Here is a 16919-nt window from a genome sequence, read left to right on the forward strand (position 1 = left end):
AGGGAGATGGTGGTAGTGGAAACCTTTTTACAAGAGAAAAAAACAGAGATGCTTCAATTAATTGAGCAGCTCGTAAATATAGATAGTGGTTCATATGTGAAAAAGGGTGTTGACCAAGTAGGAGCCATTTTAAAAGAGCAGTATGAAAAGCTTGGGTTTATAGTTGATGTGAAAGAAGAGAAAGAATTTGGGAACAACATGATCATTCAGCATAAAAATGCGGTCGATCCAAAGATTATTCTCGTTGCCCACATGGATACAGTATTTCCGGAAGGCACCGTTGCCAAACGCCCATTTTATATCGAAGGAAATCGCGCGTATGGACCCGGTGTAGTAGATATGAAATCCAGCCAGGTTGAATTGATTTATGCGATTAAAGCTTTGCAAAAGATTGGGTCAAAGAGTGTCGAAAATATCCAAATTATTTTAAATGGTGATGAGGAGATCGGCTCCATAACATCACGCCATTTGATTGAGGAGCATTCGGTTGGAAAAGAGTACGCTCTCATCATGGAACCTGCAAGAAAGGATGGTTCCCTTGTAACGGCAAGACGCGGTGGAGGCCGCTATGAGGTCATTGTAAAAGGAAGAGCGGCGCACTCGGGGATTGATCCGGAAAACGGCAGGAGTGCCATTGAAGAACTTGCCTATAAAATTATTCAGTTGCACGGTTTAAATAATCATGAGAAAGGCATTAGCGTGAACGTTGGTTTAATTGAAGGCGGAACATCCGTCAATACTGTATCGGCAAGCGCAGTCGCCTCTGTAGATATCCGTATTTCTGAAATAGAACAGGCAGCTTATTTAGAAAAGAAGATTAAAGAAATTTGTTCCAAGTCTGAAATAGTAGGAACCGAAATTGTGCTTGAAGGCTCGATTAGTCGTCCGCCAATGGAACTGAATCATCGATCCGAAGAACTCCTTCATATCATCCAGGATGTAGGGAAAGAAATTGGCTTAACGGTTAAGAATACAGCAACTGGCGGCGGAGGAGATGCTTCGTTTACATCGGCAACCGGAGTAGCAACAGTCGACGGTCTCGGGCCGGTTGGGGGAAATGCGCATAGTGAAAGAGAATACTTAGAAATTGATACGCTCCCAGAACGCACGCACCTTCTTGCTAAAACGATTGAGCGACTTTCAGAGTAATATAGGAAGGGATACCACCTTAGTCCAATGTTGTGAGGGAAGCAGAAAATCTGGTATACTAAAACTATGCAATTCATAAATTTAAAAGCGACTGCTTGATGCTGCAACATCAAACAGTCTCGTGCAATAGCTGGTCCTGACGAAGGATTGGCATTTTCAAAGGAGTAGCCCATTTATTCGTTCACACGAAATAGGTGGGTTATTTTTTATGGTTAAAAGATAGAACGGAAACAATCAAAGCTGAAAAACCAACGGCAAACATGAGCGTTTCAGCAACTGTCAAAGGCATCACCACCTCTCGTTAGGAAGTGTGAGCCAATCATTCTGGTAGGTACCTACACTATCACAATTAAATTATAGCACATATGTTCGCTTTTTAAAGGGTACAAGGTTGGATTTTATAGAACATCGTAGAAATGAAAATAGCATGAAATTTAATTTCGATTATAAAGTAATAAAACTGAAATAAGATAGTTCGCATATTTTAACACCTAATGTAAAAAATAAACGAAATGACAAAAGTGAGGGTGAAAAATATGCGCAAACGTTACTTTCTAATATGTTTAACGTGTTCAGTAATATTTACGGCAGCTTGCACAGATAATGGGGATGAAACACCCGTAGAGGCAAAGGCACAAGTGAAAGAAGCGAAAACAACGGATTCCTCAAACAAAATCAATTCACTATTAAAAGAAGTGTAAAATTTGATAGAAATATTCCACATCCCATTTAGCAAGTTTTGAAGTCAATATCTAGAGTTTATTGGTTGCCTATCTTATGATAGAAAGAAAAGAAGATAGGTGACTTATGAAAGCTTATATTGTAAAGCTAACATTTAAAGATATCCAGCCTGAAATTTGGCGAAGAGTGATTCTGCCAGCTGGTGCAACCTTTAACCGGCTTCATGAAACAATCCAGCACGTAACCAATTTCCAAAGTAGACAAGAGCCTTATCATTATTTTGCTGTCAATGTTGAGGATTTAATGATAACAAATAATGAAGCACTGCATGAAGATTATAAAGGCAGAAAAGTTGGTGGAAGATTTCTTAAACAACCATCAAGACTTAAAATTGATGGCTATTTGCAAAAGTATGGGGTACTTTTGTATAACTATGATTTTGGTGATGACTGGTATATCAAAGTATCGCTTGAAGAAATTGTAGAGGATTATTATTTCGCATACCCGACATTGCTTGAGGGCGATGGCGTAGCGCCACCAGAGGATGTAGGTGGACCACCTGGCTATCAAGAGTTTCTAAAAGTTTATCATGACCCAGCACATCCTGATTTTTTATCAACATATGCATGGGCTGAGCAGCAGCGCTATAAAGTACTGGATGATTATGAGGTAAATGAGCGCTTAAAAAGCGTAAAGTATAAAAAAACCGAATGGCAGCATATTCATCATGATAACTATGTAGTTCTATCAGATAAATACAGAAAAACAGAGTTTATGAAGTTGGAAGAGCACATTGATAAAGAGTTAGTCATTCGCTACATAGCGGCTTGTGTGAATCTATATGGCTATATTGAACATGAGGACTTGTTAAGGATTTATAACCAGCAAAACGAACGAGCTATATCAGGTACGGAACTAAGAACTGTATTGATTAATTTAGGGTATCCGAATCCACTGCATAATCATAAAATCGTCTTGTATCAGGATGCCTTTGTTCATCAAACAATCGAATTGCTGGATGACCCAGCACATTTTATGCAAAGCATTCAGGGCAAGCCTTTTTACGTACCGGAAAAAGAGGAGCTTTTACGCTACGAGGATTACTCCTACTTTGAAAAAACAGAGCATCAGGACAAATTAATGAATATGATGGCGAGGGATTTTTTTAGTGAAAGTAAGCTAGTGGTAAAAGTTGAACTCCATCAACTCGTAAAACAGCTGCAAATTGTCGATCTGAATTTCAATGAATTGGTAAGAAAGTTTTTAGGTCGTTTTGTCATGGATGACATGAAGCAAGCTAATGAATACATTCAAGCCATTACAAGGATTTCAAACACAACGAGAATTTGGGAAAACCGTGGACATACGCCAAGTGAAATTTCCAAAATGGAGAAGCAAACCTTAAAACCACTACCAAAAGCGCCACTTCAAGTCGTCGATGTCGGAAAAGCAGGTCGAAATGATTCCTGTCCATGCGGTAGTGGAAAGAAATACAAAAAGTGTTGTGGAAAGTAAAAGCAACTAAGCAACGTGCAAATTCATAATCTCTTCAATTATATGTAAAACATTCACAAACTATATAAATAAACCATCCACAATAAATTTATAATGTGCTACATTATAGAAAAATGTATGTTTAAGAGGAAAAAAAGTGACTTCTCAATTAACAACCTATATTACATTGTTCTGCACATAGGGTATTCTGAATTTGTATTTATGTATTTATGTTTTTTTGAAGCGCCATCAATATACCAACATTAAAAATTTCTTCTCGCTCTATTGCCTAAGTATTACAATTTACTGCTTTGCAGCGGCTTTTGGGTTAACGGCATCGAACATTCAGGAGATTAAGTTTTGGACCATTGTTCAATATATTGGGATGCCATTTTCATCACCCCTTGGTTTATTATTTGTCATGCAGTATCTAGGAGTGAAAGTGACGAAAAAACGGTTACTGCTGTTGCTTTCAATTCCTTTCATCAGCTTGATTATGGTCGCGACAAATGACCTCCACCATTTCCATTATAAAGAGTTTATTATTCACCCAACTTTAGGGGCGCCATACAGTATAATTGAAATCGGCGTTTGGTATTTAGTGCATGGGATGTATACCTTTGGATGTATGTTAGCCGCTTTCTTACTATTAATCTTACGCTGGAAAGAGACAGCCAAGCTGTACCGTCCACAGGTCATTGCCCTTATGATTGGCCAACTAATTCCGATGGTGACAGCGTTTATTTACTTAATCGGCTTAACACCTCCAGGCTTCGATCCGGTGCCGCTGGTTCTTTGGTTAACTTCCATTTTATATCTATGGGCCATTAGTACTTCTCGATTATTTACGGTGATGCCCATTGCGAAGGATGCAATCTTCCACAGTATAAGTGATGGTGTACTTGTATTAGATGAAGAAAACCATCTAATTGAATTTAATGAAGCGAGTAAACGAATGTTTCCGTTATTAGTTAAATCCTTGTTGGGACAAGATTTTTATGCAGTTTGGCAGGAAGTGGCAGGCAGTTCTGAAGAATTTTGTTTAGATTCTGTCGATACAACACAGGAATTGAAGTTTGAAATTGAGCGATCCGAAAATATTTATCAAGTCCGTACCTCCACATTAAAGGATGGCGACGTTAAAAAAGGATTGCTCATCATTTTGACAGAAATTACTGAGCTTAAAAGGCTTCAATCAAGATTAGAGCAGCAAGCGTATTTTGACGAATTGACTCAAGTCTATAATCGCCGTGCTTTTTTTCAGCACTGTGAGCAAAAGCTGGCACATGCCAAAATTGTTCAAGCACCCTTGACTGTTATCTTATTTGATATTGACTACTTTAAAAAAGTGAATGATACATATGGTCACCTAATTGGAGATCAATTATTGAAACATGTAGCGAATATTTGCCAGTCGGAGCTAGAAAATCTTGCGCTTTTTGCACGCTATGGCGGAGAAGAATTTGTCATTGCCTTAGAAGGAGACGCAGCAAAAGCAGGAGCTGCAGTTGCCGATGGGATTCGAAGCAAAATAGAGTCATCGCCATTGGTTGTAGAAGAACTGATTATTACGATAACAGCAAGCTTTGGTGTTGCACAAACATCAGGAAATCCAGATGAGACATTGGCACAGGTACTTAATAATGCAGACGAAGCACTTTATGAAGCAAAAGAAGAAGGACGTAATCGCGTACAAGTTTATTCGAAAAGAAAACAACAAACTCGGTAAACAGTTAACCTAACTTTAAGGAGCAAACCTTAACGTTAGGTTTTTTTATCTTATGAAAATTTGCGTCTTCAATTTGGTGGGTAATATTCCCCAACTAAAAACAAGATATACAAAATATTGGGTGGGTGTATGAATTGTAATAATATGCTCGGTATGATAACATAAAAAATGTGTTAATTGTCAGAAATATCCGTTTTATATAGCATATATGTACCGAAATCTAGCTATATTATTATTTTCGACAATTAAAATTCTTCAATATTCACCCATTTTTCACTAGTTTAAGTATAGATTCAAAAGTGAGTCATACATTGTTAAGTGAATGTTAAAATTAGGGAATCCCGTTTACTTACTATTTTTTTCATACTAGACTAGTATTGGGGAATTCAATTTACTGATTTAATTTTAAATTAGTATTTATTGGTACATACTGATTTAGCGAAATTAAAAACTGATATTTTATTATGTTAGAAGGAGGGAATACTGCAAATGACTATTAGCTTACAAAAAGGTCAACGCATTGATTTAACAAAAGGTAAGGCTGATTTAAGCCGTATTATGGTCGGATTGGGATGGGATCCTGTTGGAAAAACTGGATTTTTCAAATCTGCACCGAATGTTGATTGTGATGCGTCTGTAATTATGCTGCAAGATGACCGCTTTACAGATAAAAAAGACCTTGTATACTTTGGAAACAAGAGTAGTAATGATGGCTCGGTGGTTCACTCTGGCGATAATTTAACAGGTGATGGCGATGGCGACGACGAAGTAATTATGGTGGATTTGAAAAGTGTTCCAAACAAGTATAATAAACTGGTTTTCGTCGTAAATATTTATGACTGCGAAAGAAGAAAACAAGATTTTGGCATGATTAAAAATGCTTATATCCGAGTGGTTAACCCACAAAACAATGAAGAAATCACTAGATTCAACTTGTCTGATAATTATTCTGGCCAAACAACATTAATAACTGGTGAAATTTATCGTCATAACGATGAATGGAAGTTTGCTGCTGTTGGAACTGGGACAACAGATCCTGGCCTGTCAGCAATCTGTAACCGATATACATGATTTTGAAATATAATAAAAAATTATTCAATTACTAGGAGGATTTAAAATGGTAGTTTCTCTTGCAAAAGGTCAAAAAGTTGATTTAACAAAAACAAATCCAGGGTTATCTAAACTAACTGTTGGTCTAGGATGGGATACAAACAAGTATGATGGTGGAAATGACTTCGACTTAGATTCATCTGTATTTCTGTTAGAAGCAACGAATAAAGTATCTGGTCCTCAAGATTTTATCTTCTACAATAACACAACAGGCGGAAATGGTTCAGTAGTCCATTCTGGTGATAACTTAACTGGTGATGGAGATGGAGATGACGAGCAAGTTCAAATCTCAATCAAGGACGTGCCAGCAAACGTACAAAAAATTGCGTTTACCGTAACAATTCATGATGCGGAAAGCAGAACTCAAAACTTCGGTATGGTTTCAAATGCATTCATCCGTGTGGTAAATGAAGAAACGAAAGAAGAATTGATCCGCTATGACTTAGGTGAAGACTTCAGTATCGAAACTGCTGTAGTTGTCGGAGAATTATATCGTCATAATGGCGAATGGAAATTCAGTGCAATTGGATCTGGTTACCAAGGCGGATTAGCAGCACTATGTAATGACTTTGGTTTACAAGTAGGGTAATTTTTTTTTCAGCACAGTGACTTGTTTGTTTCAATAAGTTGCTGTGTTCCTTTCTATTCAATTAATTGATTATTCTAAAAGAATGTAAGGGGGAATTTGATTATGGCAATTCAATTGAGTAAAGGTCAACGTATTGATTTAACCAAAAATGACCCATCGCTGCAACGAATTATTATTGGTCTGGGATGGGATATTAAACAATTTGATGGTGGTCAGGATTTTGACCTTGATGCGTCCGCCTTTCTTTTAAATGCGGATGGTAAATGTAGAACGGAATCTGATTTTATCTTCTACAATAATCTTCGCAGTGTGGAAGGTTCAGTTACTCATACAGGGGATAACCGAACTGGAGATGGAGATGGCGATGACGAACAAATTAAAATTGACCTATCAAAAGTTCCTCATGATGTACAAAAAATTGCAATTACTGTAACAATCCATGACGGAGAATTGCGACACCAAAACTTTGGCCAGGTGTCAAATGCATTTGTTCGCTTAGTAAATGAAGATACAGGTGCTGAAGTTTTGCGTTATGATTTGGGAGAGGATTTCAGTATTGAAACTGCCGTTGTTTTCTGTGAAGTCTATAAGCACGGGAATGACTGGAAATTTAATGCAGTTGGATCTGGTTACCAGGGTGGATTGCATGCATTAGTCAATGCGTATGGTCTTAGTGTATAAAAGCCTGCGAAAATTAAGCAAGAATAATAAAACTGAGAGGATGCTGACTTGGAAATAATAAATCAAATACTAAGCACATATGCCTTGTTTTTTGACTGGGAAATGTGGGGTGAAGTGCTAACTGACCCTGTAGCATGGGGGTTAATTGGTTCGCTAGTGCTCATTGAAGGTTTATTATCTGCAGATAATGCCCTCGTATTAGCCGTATTAGTAAAACACCTTCCGGAAAAGCAACGAAAGAGAGCACTCATGTATGGGATGTTTGGTGCATACTTTTTCCGCTTCCTATTCATTGGTATTGGTGTATACCTCATCAAGTTTTGGTTTATTAAAGTCTTAGGTGCCCTTTATTTAGGCTGGATTGTCTACGCTCATTTCCGCAAAAAAGGTGGAAATGAAGAAGATGAAGCAAAAGAATTTAAAAAGGATTCTTTATTGGTTCGCGTATTTGGTACTTTCTGGGCAACAGTAATCTCTGTTGAGTTAATGGATATTGCCTTCTCAGTTGATTCTATTCTTGCGGCATTTGCCATTTCAGATCAGGTCTGGGTACTTTTACTTGGTGGTATGCTGGGAATTATTATGATGCGTACTGTTGCCGGAGTATTCCTTACACTCATTGAAAAGGTCCCTGAATTGGAAAATACAGCATTTATTTTAATCGGTATTATCTCTTTGAAGATGTTTGCCAGTGTATTTGGGTTCCACTTAGAACACTGGATTTTCTTCATTATTATCATATTAGCATTTGTCATTACATTTGTTCTTCATTTTAGGAATAAGAAAAAATTAGTGGACACAGAGATTCCAGAAGAGTAGTCTACTAGTTTAAATCAATAGGTTAGCTACTGTTGCATAGGCAGTAGCTTTTCTTTAACGGATATGAAAGAATACATTTCCAGATGATATCCGCATAAGATTAACATCAACTCGACCAATCTGGGTCGAGTTGTGTTTTTCTGATACCAAAAGTTGGGGGGAATGGGATGAAACATTTTAGTTTTGAGTCACCTGAAAGATTGGGGAAAATCTTCTACAAGCAACCAGAGTCCTTTACCAAGTATACAGAAAAAGAAATTCTCTCTTACATGATAGGTGCCACTCTTTATATGCCGGCAACAAAGGAGAGCATTGCTAAAGATGTCATTACAAAGAAATTCAAACAACTAGTTTCCATGGTGATTGACTTAGAGGATGCTGTTGGAGATAACCAACTAGATGAAGCAGAAGAGCTTTTGGTAAAACATTTGGAAACAATCTATTATGCATTGGAAAACCAGGTGCTGACAATTGAAGATTTGCCGCTGATCTTCGTAAGGGTACGAACTCCTGAACAATTAAGGAGAATGACTTCAAAATTTGGTGTATTTAATAAAGTGTTAACTGGCTACGTTTTTCCGAAGTTCTCTTATAAGAATGGAAAAGAGTTTATGGAAATTATTGATGACATAAACTCGGAGGATACGGTCTTGTATGCCATGCCAATCCTGGAATCTTCTGAATTTATTTATAAAGAAAACCGAATGGAATCATTGCTCAAGACGAAAGAGATTCTAGATTCCTATAAAAAGTACATCTTAAATATCCGGGTAGGTTGTACAGACTTTTGTGGATTATATGGAATTAGAAGAAATGTCGATAAGACGATCTATGATGTTTCGATTATACGAGATTGTTTAGCCGATATCCTGAATGTATTTAATAGACGGGACGAAAGCTATGTCGTTTCTGGTCCGGTGTGGGAGTACTTCTCAAAAGACGAACGAATTTTAAAACCACAACTGCGCGTTAGCCCATTTGAAGACAGACATGGAAACACAGGGGTTAAAAAACGTAAAGAGCTAATAAATGAATTCTTGGATGGACTTATTAATGAAGTCATTTTAGATAAACTAAATGGCATTATTGGAAAAACGATTATTCATCCAACCCATATCAAACCTGTACATGCCTTATATACAGTTACCCACGAAGAATATATGGATGCCTTAAGTATTATGGATAATGCGGAAGGAAACGTAGGGGTGCTAAAAAGTCAGTACGCAAATAAGATGAATGAAGTAAAGCCCCATTATTATTGGGCAAAACGCATTATGCTAAGAGCAAAAGCCTTTGGTGTATTTAATGAGCATCAGGATTATACCAGTTTAATAATAGAAGATGATGAGGAGTAGATGAAGGAGAGATGATTCTGAAACCTGTTGAAAATAAGGAAGTCTATCAAGTATTAAATGATTTAACTGTGGAAGTGGAAGTGATGAATAATCCGTACAATTTCCAACTGGATCAGTTATTTCAAATGGCAGCACGAATCAATAAAAACCGAAGCTTCTTATTTGTGAGTCAGGTTTTAGGAAAACATCTTGCGGTCAATCCTAAAATTCCATTGCTTGTAGGAAGTTTATTGGCAATACGCTATTTGGAAGTCGTTCATGGAGAAAGTGATTCACGTGCTCAAAAAATCGCAACTGCAATCCAGACAAATGAGGGGCTGCAGGAAGTATGGAACTCGCTTCAAAAAGAACCGATTGCACTTCCCAAGTCTGCTACATTTATTGGTTTTGCAGAAACGGCGACGGCACTTGGACATGCCGTTTTTAGTACGTTTGGAAATAACGCAAAATACATCCATACGACAAGAGAACAAATTAATCAGCTCACATCCATTATTAATTTTGAAGAAGAACATTCTCATGCGACGAGTCATCGGGTGTATGCACTTGATTCGGCATTTTTCCAAGATGCCAGTGAAGTGGTATTAGTGGACGATGAAGTTACAACCGGAAAAACAGCGATCAACATTATTCGAAAAATTAAAGCAGAGTATCCTTTGAAAAATGAATTTACAGTTGTGTCGATTTTAGATTGGCGTACACCTGAATATCGTGAACGATACCGCCATTTAGAGGAAGAACTGAACATTAAAATTCATACGATTTCTTTAATAGATGGGGTCGTATCAATTAATGGAACGCCAACTATCGAAGAGCGGGGATTAGATACAGATGACACATTCCAACCAGAAGTATCTTATTTACCAGTTCAGCATTTTTTAACACCTGACTGTCTTCAACAAAGTACATCAACCAGTGTCAGTGGCATTCCTACAAAAGCGAATTATCTACAAGCAACAGGTAGATTCGGTCTTGCGATTGAAAAGGAAAAAGAGTTTTCAACCCAAATCCATGCTATAGCGGGCTACGTGAAAGAGCAAAGACGTGGGGAAAAAACATTAGTCATCGGCACGGGGGAATTTATGTATGTACCGATGCACATTGCTGCCAATATGGGGGAGGGTGTTTATTTCCATTCCACTACGCGCAGTCCAATCTACCATTCGACAACAGAAGACTATGCGATACAGCAAAAATTTGTATTTGATAGTCCAGAAAACCAAGGAGTCACCAACTATCTGTACAATATCGAAGCGAACCAATATGATGAAGTGTTTATCCTTTTTGAAAGAATGCCTTCATTAAACGCGACGAGCTCATTAGTGAAAGCGTTAAGTAGAGTGAAAATACCGTATATTCATATTGTCAATATGACAGAAATCATCGAGTAAAGCTGCAAACGCCAAGCTACAAAAGCATGGAGGGTGAATGTATGAACAAACCGATTGCGAAACCGGATAAAATGGGGAGCTATCGCCAAGAGGATGTTATTTTTTTATTGCGGGATATAAGTAATTATCAGATAGAGATAAAGTCGGAAGAAAAAGAAAAACTGATCCAATCGGGTACACATTATTCGGAAATGCTGCCTGTAGAATACCAACCAACAGAAGAATATTTGAATTTGTTTCATAGGACGTTAGAGCAATACTCAAAACGTGTGGCCATTGCTGTCGGTGTGGTTGCGGAGCAAATCAAGGAGAGAAATGGCCTTGAAAATCTGGTGCTTGTTAGTTTAGCAAGAGCCGGTACACCAATCGGCATCCTGATAAAAAGATATTTGGCATATAAATATCAAGTAGATGTTCCGCATTACTCCATCTCCATTATTCGCGGTAGAGGGTTTGATGTAACGGCCATTGACTATATTTTTGACCAACATGACCAAGCAAGAATTCAATTTGTCGATGGCTGGACAGGAAAAGGGGCTATTACTTTCGAGTTGGACAAAGCATGCAAGGCTTATAATGAGAGTCGCGGCGTTAAACTTGATCCTACTTTAAGTGTGTTGGCAGACCCGGGCCATTGTGTAAGTATTTACGGAACAAGAGATGACTTTTTAATTCCATCTGCTTGCCTCAATTCCACAGTTTCAGGATTAGTCAGCCGAACGGTACTAAACCATGACATCCTGAAAGAAAATGATTTCCACGGAGCAAAATATTATAAAGAATTGGCAGATGCAGATGTGTCCAATCTTTATGTGGATACGTTAACAAGTGAATTCGAGCGGGTGCAAGAAGAAGTGACGCAAGAGCTAGAGGAATTAAGAAAAGAAGATACAACTCCTTCCTGGAAAGGGTTGAAATCTGTTGAATTAATTCAAGAACGGTTTGGAATCCAGAACAAGAATTTCATCAAACCAGGGGTCGGGGAAACAACGCGTGTATTACTGCGTCGTGTTCCATGGAAAATCCTGGTGAATCCCAAGTACTCAAACGATTTAACGCATATCCTGATGCTTGCCAAGGAGCTTCATGTGCCGATTGAAGAATTTACAGACATGTCTTATTCATGTTGTGGAATAATTAAGGAATTATAGGGGGATTTACTTTGATACTATTTACATCAGATTTAGATCGTACTTTAATTTATTCAAATACGATGATGCAGACATACCCGATTGCAGGAGACATTGTTCCAGTCGAACATAAAGAAGAGGTCATTATGTCTTATATGTCTCAGGAATCCATTGAGTTATTAAAGGAATTTAGTAAAGAGCATCTTTTTGTGCCGGTTACAACGAGAGCCGTGCATCAATATGAACGAATCCACGCGCTATCAAAGGATATCAATCCCAAATATGCGATCACAACAAATGGGGGAACCGTTTTAATCGACGGCAAGCCCGATTTAGAGTGGAATAAAATTGTCCGAAATCGTTTAGCAGATCAATCTCGGCCAAAAGAAGAGATGATCAAAACCTTTGCAAAAATCCGACATGAATCCTGGGTATTAAGGGAATTCTATATAGATGATTTGTTCTTTATGTTCCGTGTCAACCGGGAGCTTGTACCTCGAGGGGAGCTGGCAGAATTCCAAGCAGAGCTAGCACCTATGGGGTGGAGCATCTTCCTTCATGGGAGTAAATTATATGTATTGCCGACGTGTTTAAATAAGGCCTTTGCTGTTCGATACCTGCAAAATTTTGTGGACTATGACCTCCATGTGGCAGCCGGTGATTCCATGATGGACTATGATATGATTATCGAAGCCGATTATGGTTATAGCGCAATTCACGGGGAGTTATACGAAAAACAGCCAAATGACGAAAAAGTAAAGTTTCTTAATGGCATGGGCGCTACCTCTACTGAAGAACTACTTCGCAATATCTTAGAGTTGAATGTGGTCAGGTAGTGGTTTTTGAGTTCATGATGTAACGAACCGGGTAGGCTAATAAGTTAAGAGTCGCGAATCTTTATACCCTAGATGGTTTAAATTCAAAATGAAAGTACCTATAAAAAATGGGAGGCTACATTAAATGGTGAATTTAGAAAAAATCGAGTTAAAGAAAAAAGGGCAATCCATTAATCTGAAAAAAAATAATCAGGTGATCGGCGAAATTTTAGTCAATTTGAATTGGAATAAACAAAATAGCGGCAAAAAATCGGGTGGCTTTCTTTCTTCTTTATTAGGTAAATCAAATAATGTAGATCTTGATTTAGGGTGTTTATATGAATTGAAAAATGGGGAAAAGGGCTGCGTACAGGCATTAGGAAATGCTTTCGGTTCTTACGAAAGCGCACCATATGTCCGATTGGATGCAGATGATCGTACCGGTTCAGCAACTAGCGGAGAAAACATGCGCATTAATGGAAATAAGATTTCCGGGATTAAGCGCGTTTTAGTTTATGCCTTTATCTATGAAGGTGTAGCCAATTGGTCACAAGCGGATGGCGTCGTGACATTAAAATACCCGGCAGGACCAGATATCGAAGTGAAACTGGATGAACATAAAAATGGACAAATCATGTGTGCGATCGCCATGATTGAAAATGTCAATGACGACACATTTAAAGTACAACGTCTAGTTGAGTACTTTAATGGCCACAAGAATATGGACCAAGCCTATAACTGGGGCATGAATTGGGTAGCCGGAAGGAAATAACTAAGCTTTAAAAAGTAGCCGCCTTATAGGACGGCTACTTTTTGTTAAGACTGAATAAACATCTGCACCCATGCGCCGTTATAATAGCCGACACCAATCGCGTCGTATTGGCCGTTTAATATGTTGGCTCTGTGTCCGGAAGAGTTCATCCAGGAATTCATTACCTCTTGTGGAGACTTTTGTCCTTTAGCGATGTTTTCACCTGCAGCTCTATAAGAAACGCCGAAAGTTTTCAACATATCAAAAGGACTACCGTAGTTCGGGCTTGTATGGCTGAAATAGTTGCTGTTGATCATATCCATGGCTTTCTTTTCAGCAACATTTTTTACATCGGCACGATGTTGCACAGTACTTAATCCAGCTTTTTGTCTTTCGACATTCACTAAGCGAACAACCTCTTCTTCAAAGCTTGCGACGGATTTTCCTGTTTCCTTCAAACGAATGCTTGACCCGACTTGCATATTCAGTGGATCGACAGTAGGGTTCAGCCTCATTAATTCCCTATAATCCAACCCATATCGTTTGGCAATGAACCAAAAAGTATCCCCTCTAGAGACCTTGTAATATTCAAAAGGTGGCTCCTTGTACATTGTGACACCTTGTCCATGAGCCGAATCACTGAAAGAAGTCAGGAAAAGACCACAGAATAGAAGTAAGCTCGCTAATTTTTTCATTACTTCACACCTCCTTTGATAGTTCTTATTTTTAATTTTGGATAGTATTTTTATACGACGAAAAATTGTTATATGTTAGGTGAAAAGCCATAAAATTAAGTGTCGGAATAGGCATGAATTTTAAGAAATGGTGAGAGTAAGTGTTAGTGAATAGCACTGGATTTCGTGAAAATCCCGACAGAATAGATTATAATCCCGACACTTTCTTTGATAATCCCGACAGATTGGTTCAAAATCCCGACACTTTCTTCGATATTTCCGACACTTTGAATAAATAAATCAAAAGTGCACATATTAAAACATCCAAAAAGTAAAAAACCTTGCTAAGCCAATACTTAACAAGGTTCGAGCATATCCTCTTACTTCAAAATTCCTTTTTCCTTTGCCTCCTGAAGCCAAGAGGGGAATTCGTCTAACAGGTTTTCATAGAGCTGTTCGTCAGTAATTTTCTCGATATCCTCAAAGTGGAAGAAGTTTGCGTTATCAACCAGGCGTCCTTCCATCGTATCCAACTTGCGCAGGACATCAAAATTGGAATCGCCAATCCCGACGAATTGCCAAAAGATTGGTTTGGTTGAAGATTCTACTATAAATTTTTTAATACCAGGTTTACATCCGCCATCATTGATGAAAATTAAGAAAACAGGTTCCTCAGAAGCTTCCTCTACCGTGTATTTTTTAATGACATCCGCCATAGCTTGAGGTTCATCGTTGCGGCCGAATTTATGAATTTCTTCATTATTGAGGATGTTCTTTTCAACATAGCCCAATAAGTTATTCTCGGTTACCCCAGGTAGTCGTGCAAATTCATTGTCATAAACCCAAATATCCAAAGAACCATCATCGTCAAACTGGGAAGCTACAGCTGCGATTCGTTCGACAGCTTCCTGCACTTCGCCAATTTTGTAAAGTCGCCTCATTGAACCGGAAATATCCAATACCAGCCCAACTTTTGCGCGAACACCGGTTAATTTTTTCTTTTCCAGTACGACTTTTACTTTATCTTTTCTTAAAGAAATCGTAGACATTTTGCTCCTCCTCATTGCCTTGAATTTTATTGAGTTAAGCCCTTTTGGGAAGCGCTCTTCACCCAGCCAGGGTATTCGGTCATCAGTAAATCATAGAGTTCTATGTCTGAAAGTTCCAGCGGATCTTCCACACTAAAGAAGTTGGCGTTATCGACATAGCGGCCGCTTAAATTGTCTAATTGCTCCAGGAACGTGAAATCTGATTGCAAAATACTATTGAAGAAACCACCTTTCTTTTTAGCACTTTTATTGGATTTGCCGATCGCCATAAACTGCCAGAAAATCGGTTCGTAGGATGAATGCTGGATATGGCTCGATGCATCAGCTTTATCAAAAGGGGCACCATCTGTTACAAACATCACGTAAATCGGATGTTTTTGAGAATAAGGTTTGTCGCGTTTGCCGCCATGTCCGAAATAATGCTTGCGGATAATTTTCATCGCTTTGCCATAGAAAGTATTGCCTTCCAACGGATATTGCTTAATTAAGCGATCTACAGAGCCGTTAAAGTTATCAATGGTGATTTCTCCTGCATCATAGGCATTTTTGCCGAAAAGAAAGATATCGATGGAACCGTCATCATCAAAGCGGGTACCCAGAGCCAGAATACGTTCAACAAATTCCTGAATTTTGCCGGAGCGGTACATTTTTGACATAGAGCCTGAAATATCCAAGCAAAGGGCAACCTTGGCGGTATGATTTTGCAGACCTACTTTTTCTAATGAAATTTTGGCTTTCTTTGAAAGGTCCAGAAGTTTCGGTGCTTGTTGCTCCATCTTCTTCTCGAGCAGCACTTTTTTATCCAGCACTGGAGTAGCAGGTGGTATAGGTGCTGACGTGTTTGTCGTAACTTTTGATGGCGCAGGTGCTGGAACTTCATTATGAGATTGAGTTTCTGCAGCCGTCCCACCGAAATTAGCTAATAGAGCATCCAAGCCTCCGTCAAATCCACTTCCAACAGACGAAACCTTCCACAGCGACTTATAATTGTATATTTCTGTTATAATAACGGCTTTTTCACTTTTGAAGTCTTGCCCATTAAAGGAATAGTCAAGTACTGTTTGATTTCCCGCTTTGACCTTAAGGGAGCCATTTTGAATCATCCCCATATTCCCATTCCCGTCAATCGTTGCCGTGAAAACAAGGTATTGGATGGAAGAAGGGATTTTCGCTAAATCAATGAAAAATGTTCCGCTGCCATTCCCAAGGTTCTGAAGTTGTATTTCACTGGATGGGGAATTTAATTGATTGTAAAAAATCATATAGCGATCATCCGTAAGCTGTTTTTGCTGATCTAGTCCAAAACACGTTAGATCAATCTCGAAATTTGATGATACATTCACTTCCACTTCGAGCTGCGTTGCAGACGTATAATCAGAGACATTTACTTTTTCGCCACGAATTAAAGTTTTCATAGACCCTCCACTTAATTTGAAATAAAATCACATATCCATTATATCCCATGTGAAAGGTTATAGGTTTTAGACAGATGAATTTAGGGA

The 16919-nt window shown here is 38.4% G+C and carries 16 protein-coding genes and 1 pseudogene; 13 read left to right on the forward strand and 4 right to left on the reverse strand.

Annotation, left to right across the window (positions count from 1 at the left end):
* Positions 1-15 precede the first annotated feature (15 nt).
* The 13 genes and pseudogenes from ACFQU5_RS09605 to ACFQU5_RS09665 all read left to right on the forward strand — a co-directional run.
* Positions 16-1149 carry a M20 family metallopeptidase gene (locus ACFQU5_RS09605; RefSeq protein ID WP_390287134.1) on the forward strand — a complete coding sequence of 378 codons (1134 nt, stop codon included), beginning with the start codon at positions 16-18 and terminating at the stop codon, positions 1147-1149.
* A 536-nt stretch (positions 1150-1685) separates the two neighbouring features.
* Positions 1686-1850 (forward strand): hypothetical protein, encoded by a 165-nt coding sequence (locus ACFQU5_RS09610; protein WP_390287136.1) that lies wholly within the window; start codon positions 1686-1688, stop codon positions 1848-1850.
* A gap of 106 nt (positions 1851-1956) precedes the next feature.
* Positions 1957-3345, forward strand: a complete 1389-nt coding sequence (locus ACFQU5_RS09615; protein ID WP_390287138.1) for a plasmid pRiA4b ORF-3 family protein — start codon at positions 1957-1959, stop codon at positions 3343-3345.
* Positions 3346-3538: 193 nt separating this feature from the next.
* Positions 3539-5053, forward strand: a complete 1515-nt coding sequence (locus tag ACFQU5_RS09620) for a histidine kinase N-terminal 7TM domain-containing diguanylate cyclase (protein ID WP_390287140.1) — start codon at positions 3539-3541, stop codon at positions 5051-5053.
* Between the two features lie 489 nt (positions 5054-5542).
* A complete protein-coding gene (locus ACFQU5_RS09625; RefSeq protein WP_390287142.1) occupies positions 5543-6124 on the forward strand; it encodes a TerD family protein in 582 nt (193 codons plus the stop codon).
* Between the two features lie 46 nt (positions 6125-6170).
* Positions 6171-6752 (forward strand): TerD family protein, encoded by a 582-nt coding sequence (locus ACFQU5_RS09630; RefSeq protein WP_390287144.1) that lies wholly within the window; start codon positions 6171-6173, stop codon positions 6750-6752.
* Between the two features lie 102 nt (positions 6753-6854).
* Positions 6855-7433: a TerD family protein gene (locus ACFQU5_RS09635; RefSeq protein ID WP_390287146.1), complete on the forward strand. Its 579-nt coding sequence runs from the start codon at positions 6855-6857 to the stop codon at positions 7431-7433.
* A 102-nt stretch (positions 7434-7535) separates the two neighbouring features.
* On the forward strand, positions 7536-8252 hold the full coding sequence (locus tag ACFQU5_RS09640; RefSeq protein WP_390287936.1) for a TerC family protein: 717 nt from the start codon (positions 7536-7538) through the stop codon (positions 8250-8252).
* A gap of 167 nt (positions 8253-8419) precedes the next feature.
* Entirely contained in the window at positions 8420-9607 is a 1188-nt protein-coding gene (locus ACFQU5_RS09645) for an HpcH/HpaI aldolase/citrate lyase family protein (RefSeq protein WP_390287148.1), read from the forward strand.
* A gap of 11 nt (positions 9608-9618) precedes the next feature.
* The gene (locus tag ACFQU5_RS09650; RefSeq protein ID WP_390287150.1) at positions 9619-10998 is read left to right on the forward strand and encodes a phosphoribosyltransferase family protein; all 1380 of its coding nucleotides are present in this window, start codon (positions 9619-9621) and stop codon (positions 10996-10998) included.
* A 41-nt stretch (positions 10999-11039) separates the two neighbouring features.
* On the forward strand, positions 11040-12149 hold the full coding sequence (locus ACFQU5_RS09655; protein ID WP_390287152.1) for a cysteine protease StiP family protein: 1110 nt from the start codon (positions 11040-11042) through the stop codon (positions 12147-12149).
* A gap of 11 nt (positions 12150-12160) precedes the next feature.
* Positions 12161-12964, forward strand: coding sequence for an HAD family hydrolase (locus ACFQU5_RS09660; protein ID WP_390287155.1), 804 nt, complete (start codon positions 12161-12163; stop codon positions 12962-12964).
* A gap of 127 nt (positions 12965-13091) precedes the next feature.
* Positions 13092-13715, forward strand: a pseudogene (locus ACFQU5_RS09665) (TerD family protein); the annotation flags it as partial.
* Between the two features lie 44 nt (positions 13716-13759).
* Here the strand turns inward: ACFQU5_RS09665 and ACFQU5_RS09670 are convergent.
* From ACFQU5_RS09670 to ACFQU5_RS09685, 4 genes are all read right to left on the reverse strand, one after another.
* Positions 13760-14389, reverse strand: a complete 630-nt coding sequence (locus ACFQU5_RS09670) for a CAP domain-containing protein (RefSeq protein ID WP_390287158.1) — start codon at positions 14387-14389, stop codon at positions 13760-13762.
* 143 nt (positions 14390-14532) lie between these two features.
* Positions 14533-14682 carry a hypothetical protein gene (locus ACFQU5_RS09675; protein WP_390287161.1) on the reverse strand — a complete coding sequence of 50 codons (150 nt, stop codon included), beginning with the start codon at positions 14680-14682 and terminating at the stop codon, positions 14533-14535.
* A 66-nt stretch (positions 14683-14748) separates the two neighbouring features.
* The gene (locus tag ACFQU5_RS09680; RefSeq protein ID WP_390287164.1) at positions 14749-15417 is read right to left on the reverse strand and encodes a vWA domain-containing protein; all 669 of its coding nucleotides are present in this window, start codon (positions 15415-15417) and stop codon (positions 14749-14751) included.
* Positions 15418-15443: 26 nt separating this feature from the next.
* Positions 15444-16832 (reverse strand): VWA domain-containing protein, encoded by a 1389-nt coding sequence (locus tag ACFQU5_RS09685; RefSeq protein WP_390287167.1) that lies wholly within the window; start codon positions 16830-16832, stop codon positions 15444-15446.
* Positions 16833-16919 lie beyond the last annotated feature (87 nt).

It is taken from the genome of Ureibacillus sp. GCM10028918 (genome assembly GCF_042666115.1).
In the GTDB taxonomy this organism is placed as follows: Bacteria; Bacillota; Bacilli; order Bacillales_A; family Planococcaceae; genus Ureibacillus.

What these genes read in the sequence shown, in the direction of transcription:
- ACFQU5_RS09610 (WP_390287136.1), top strand. Translation starts at nt 1,686, where the DNA reads ATGCGCAAACGTTACTTTCTAATATGTTTAACGTGTTCAGTAATATTT.
- ACFQU5_RS09615 (WP_390287138.1), top strand. Translation starts at nt 1,957, where the DNA reads ATGAAAGCTTATATTGTAAAGCTAACATTTAAAGATATCCAGCCTGAA.
- ACFQU5_RS09625 (WP_390287142.1), top strand. Translation starts at nt 5,543, where the DNA reads ATGACTATTAGCTTACAAAAAGGTCAACGCATTGATTTAACAAAAGGT.
- ACFQU5_RS09630 (WP_390287144.1), top strand. Translation starts at nt 6,171, where the DNA reads ATGGTAGTTTCTCTTGCAAAAGGTCAAAAAGTTGATTTAACAAAAACA.
- ACFQU5_RS09635 (WP_390287146.1), top strand. Translation starts at nt 6,855, where the DNA reads ATGGCAATTCAATTGAGTAAAGGTCAACGTATTGATTTAACCAAAAAT.
- ACFQU5_RS09640 (WP_390287936.1), top strand. Translation starts at nt 7,536, where the DNA reads ATGTGGGGTGAAGTGCTAACTGACCCTGTAGCATGGGGGTTAATTGGT.
- ACFQU5_RS09645 (WP_390287148.1), top strand. Translation starts at nt 8,420, where the DNA reads ATGAAACATTTTAGTTTTGAGTCACCTGAAAGATTGGGGAAAATCTTC.
- ACFQU5_RS09650 (WP_390287150.1), top strand. Translation starts at nt 9,619, where the DNA reads ATGATTCTGAAACCTGTTGAAAATAAGGAAGTCTATCAAGTATTAAAT.
- ACFQU5_RS09655 (WP_390287152.1), top strand. Translation starts at nt 11,040, where the DNA reads ATGAACAAACCGATTGCGAAACCGGATAAAATGGGGAGCTATCGCCAA.
- ACFQU5_RS09670 (WP_390287158.1), bottom strand. Translation starts at nt 14,389, where the DNA reads ATGAAAAAATTAGCGAGCTTACTTCTATTCTGTGGTCTTTTCCTGACT.
- ACFQU5_RS09675 (WP_390287161.1), bottom strand. Translation starts at nt 14,682, where the DNA reads ATGTGCACTTTTGATTTATTTATTCAAAGTGTCGGAAATATCGAAGAA.
- ACFQU5_RS09680 (WP_390287164.1), bottom strand. Translation starts at nt 15,417, where the DNA reads ATGTCTACGATTTCTTTAAGAAAAGATAAAGTAAAAGTCGTACTGGAA.
- ACFQU5_RS09685 (WP_390287167.1), bottom strand. Translation starts at nt 16,832, where the DNA reads ATGAAAACTTTAATTCGTGGCGAAAAAGTAAATGTCTCTGATTATACG.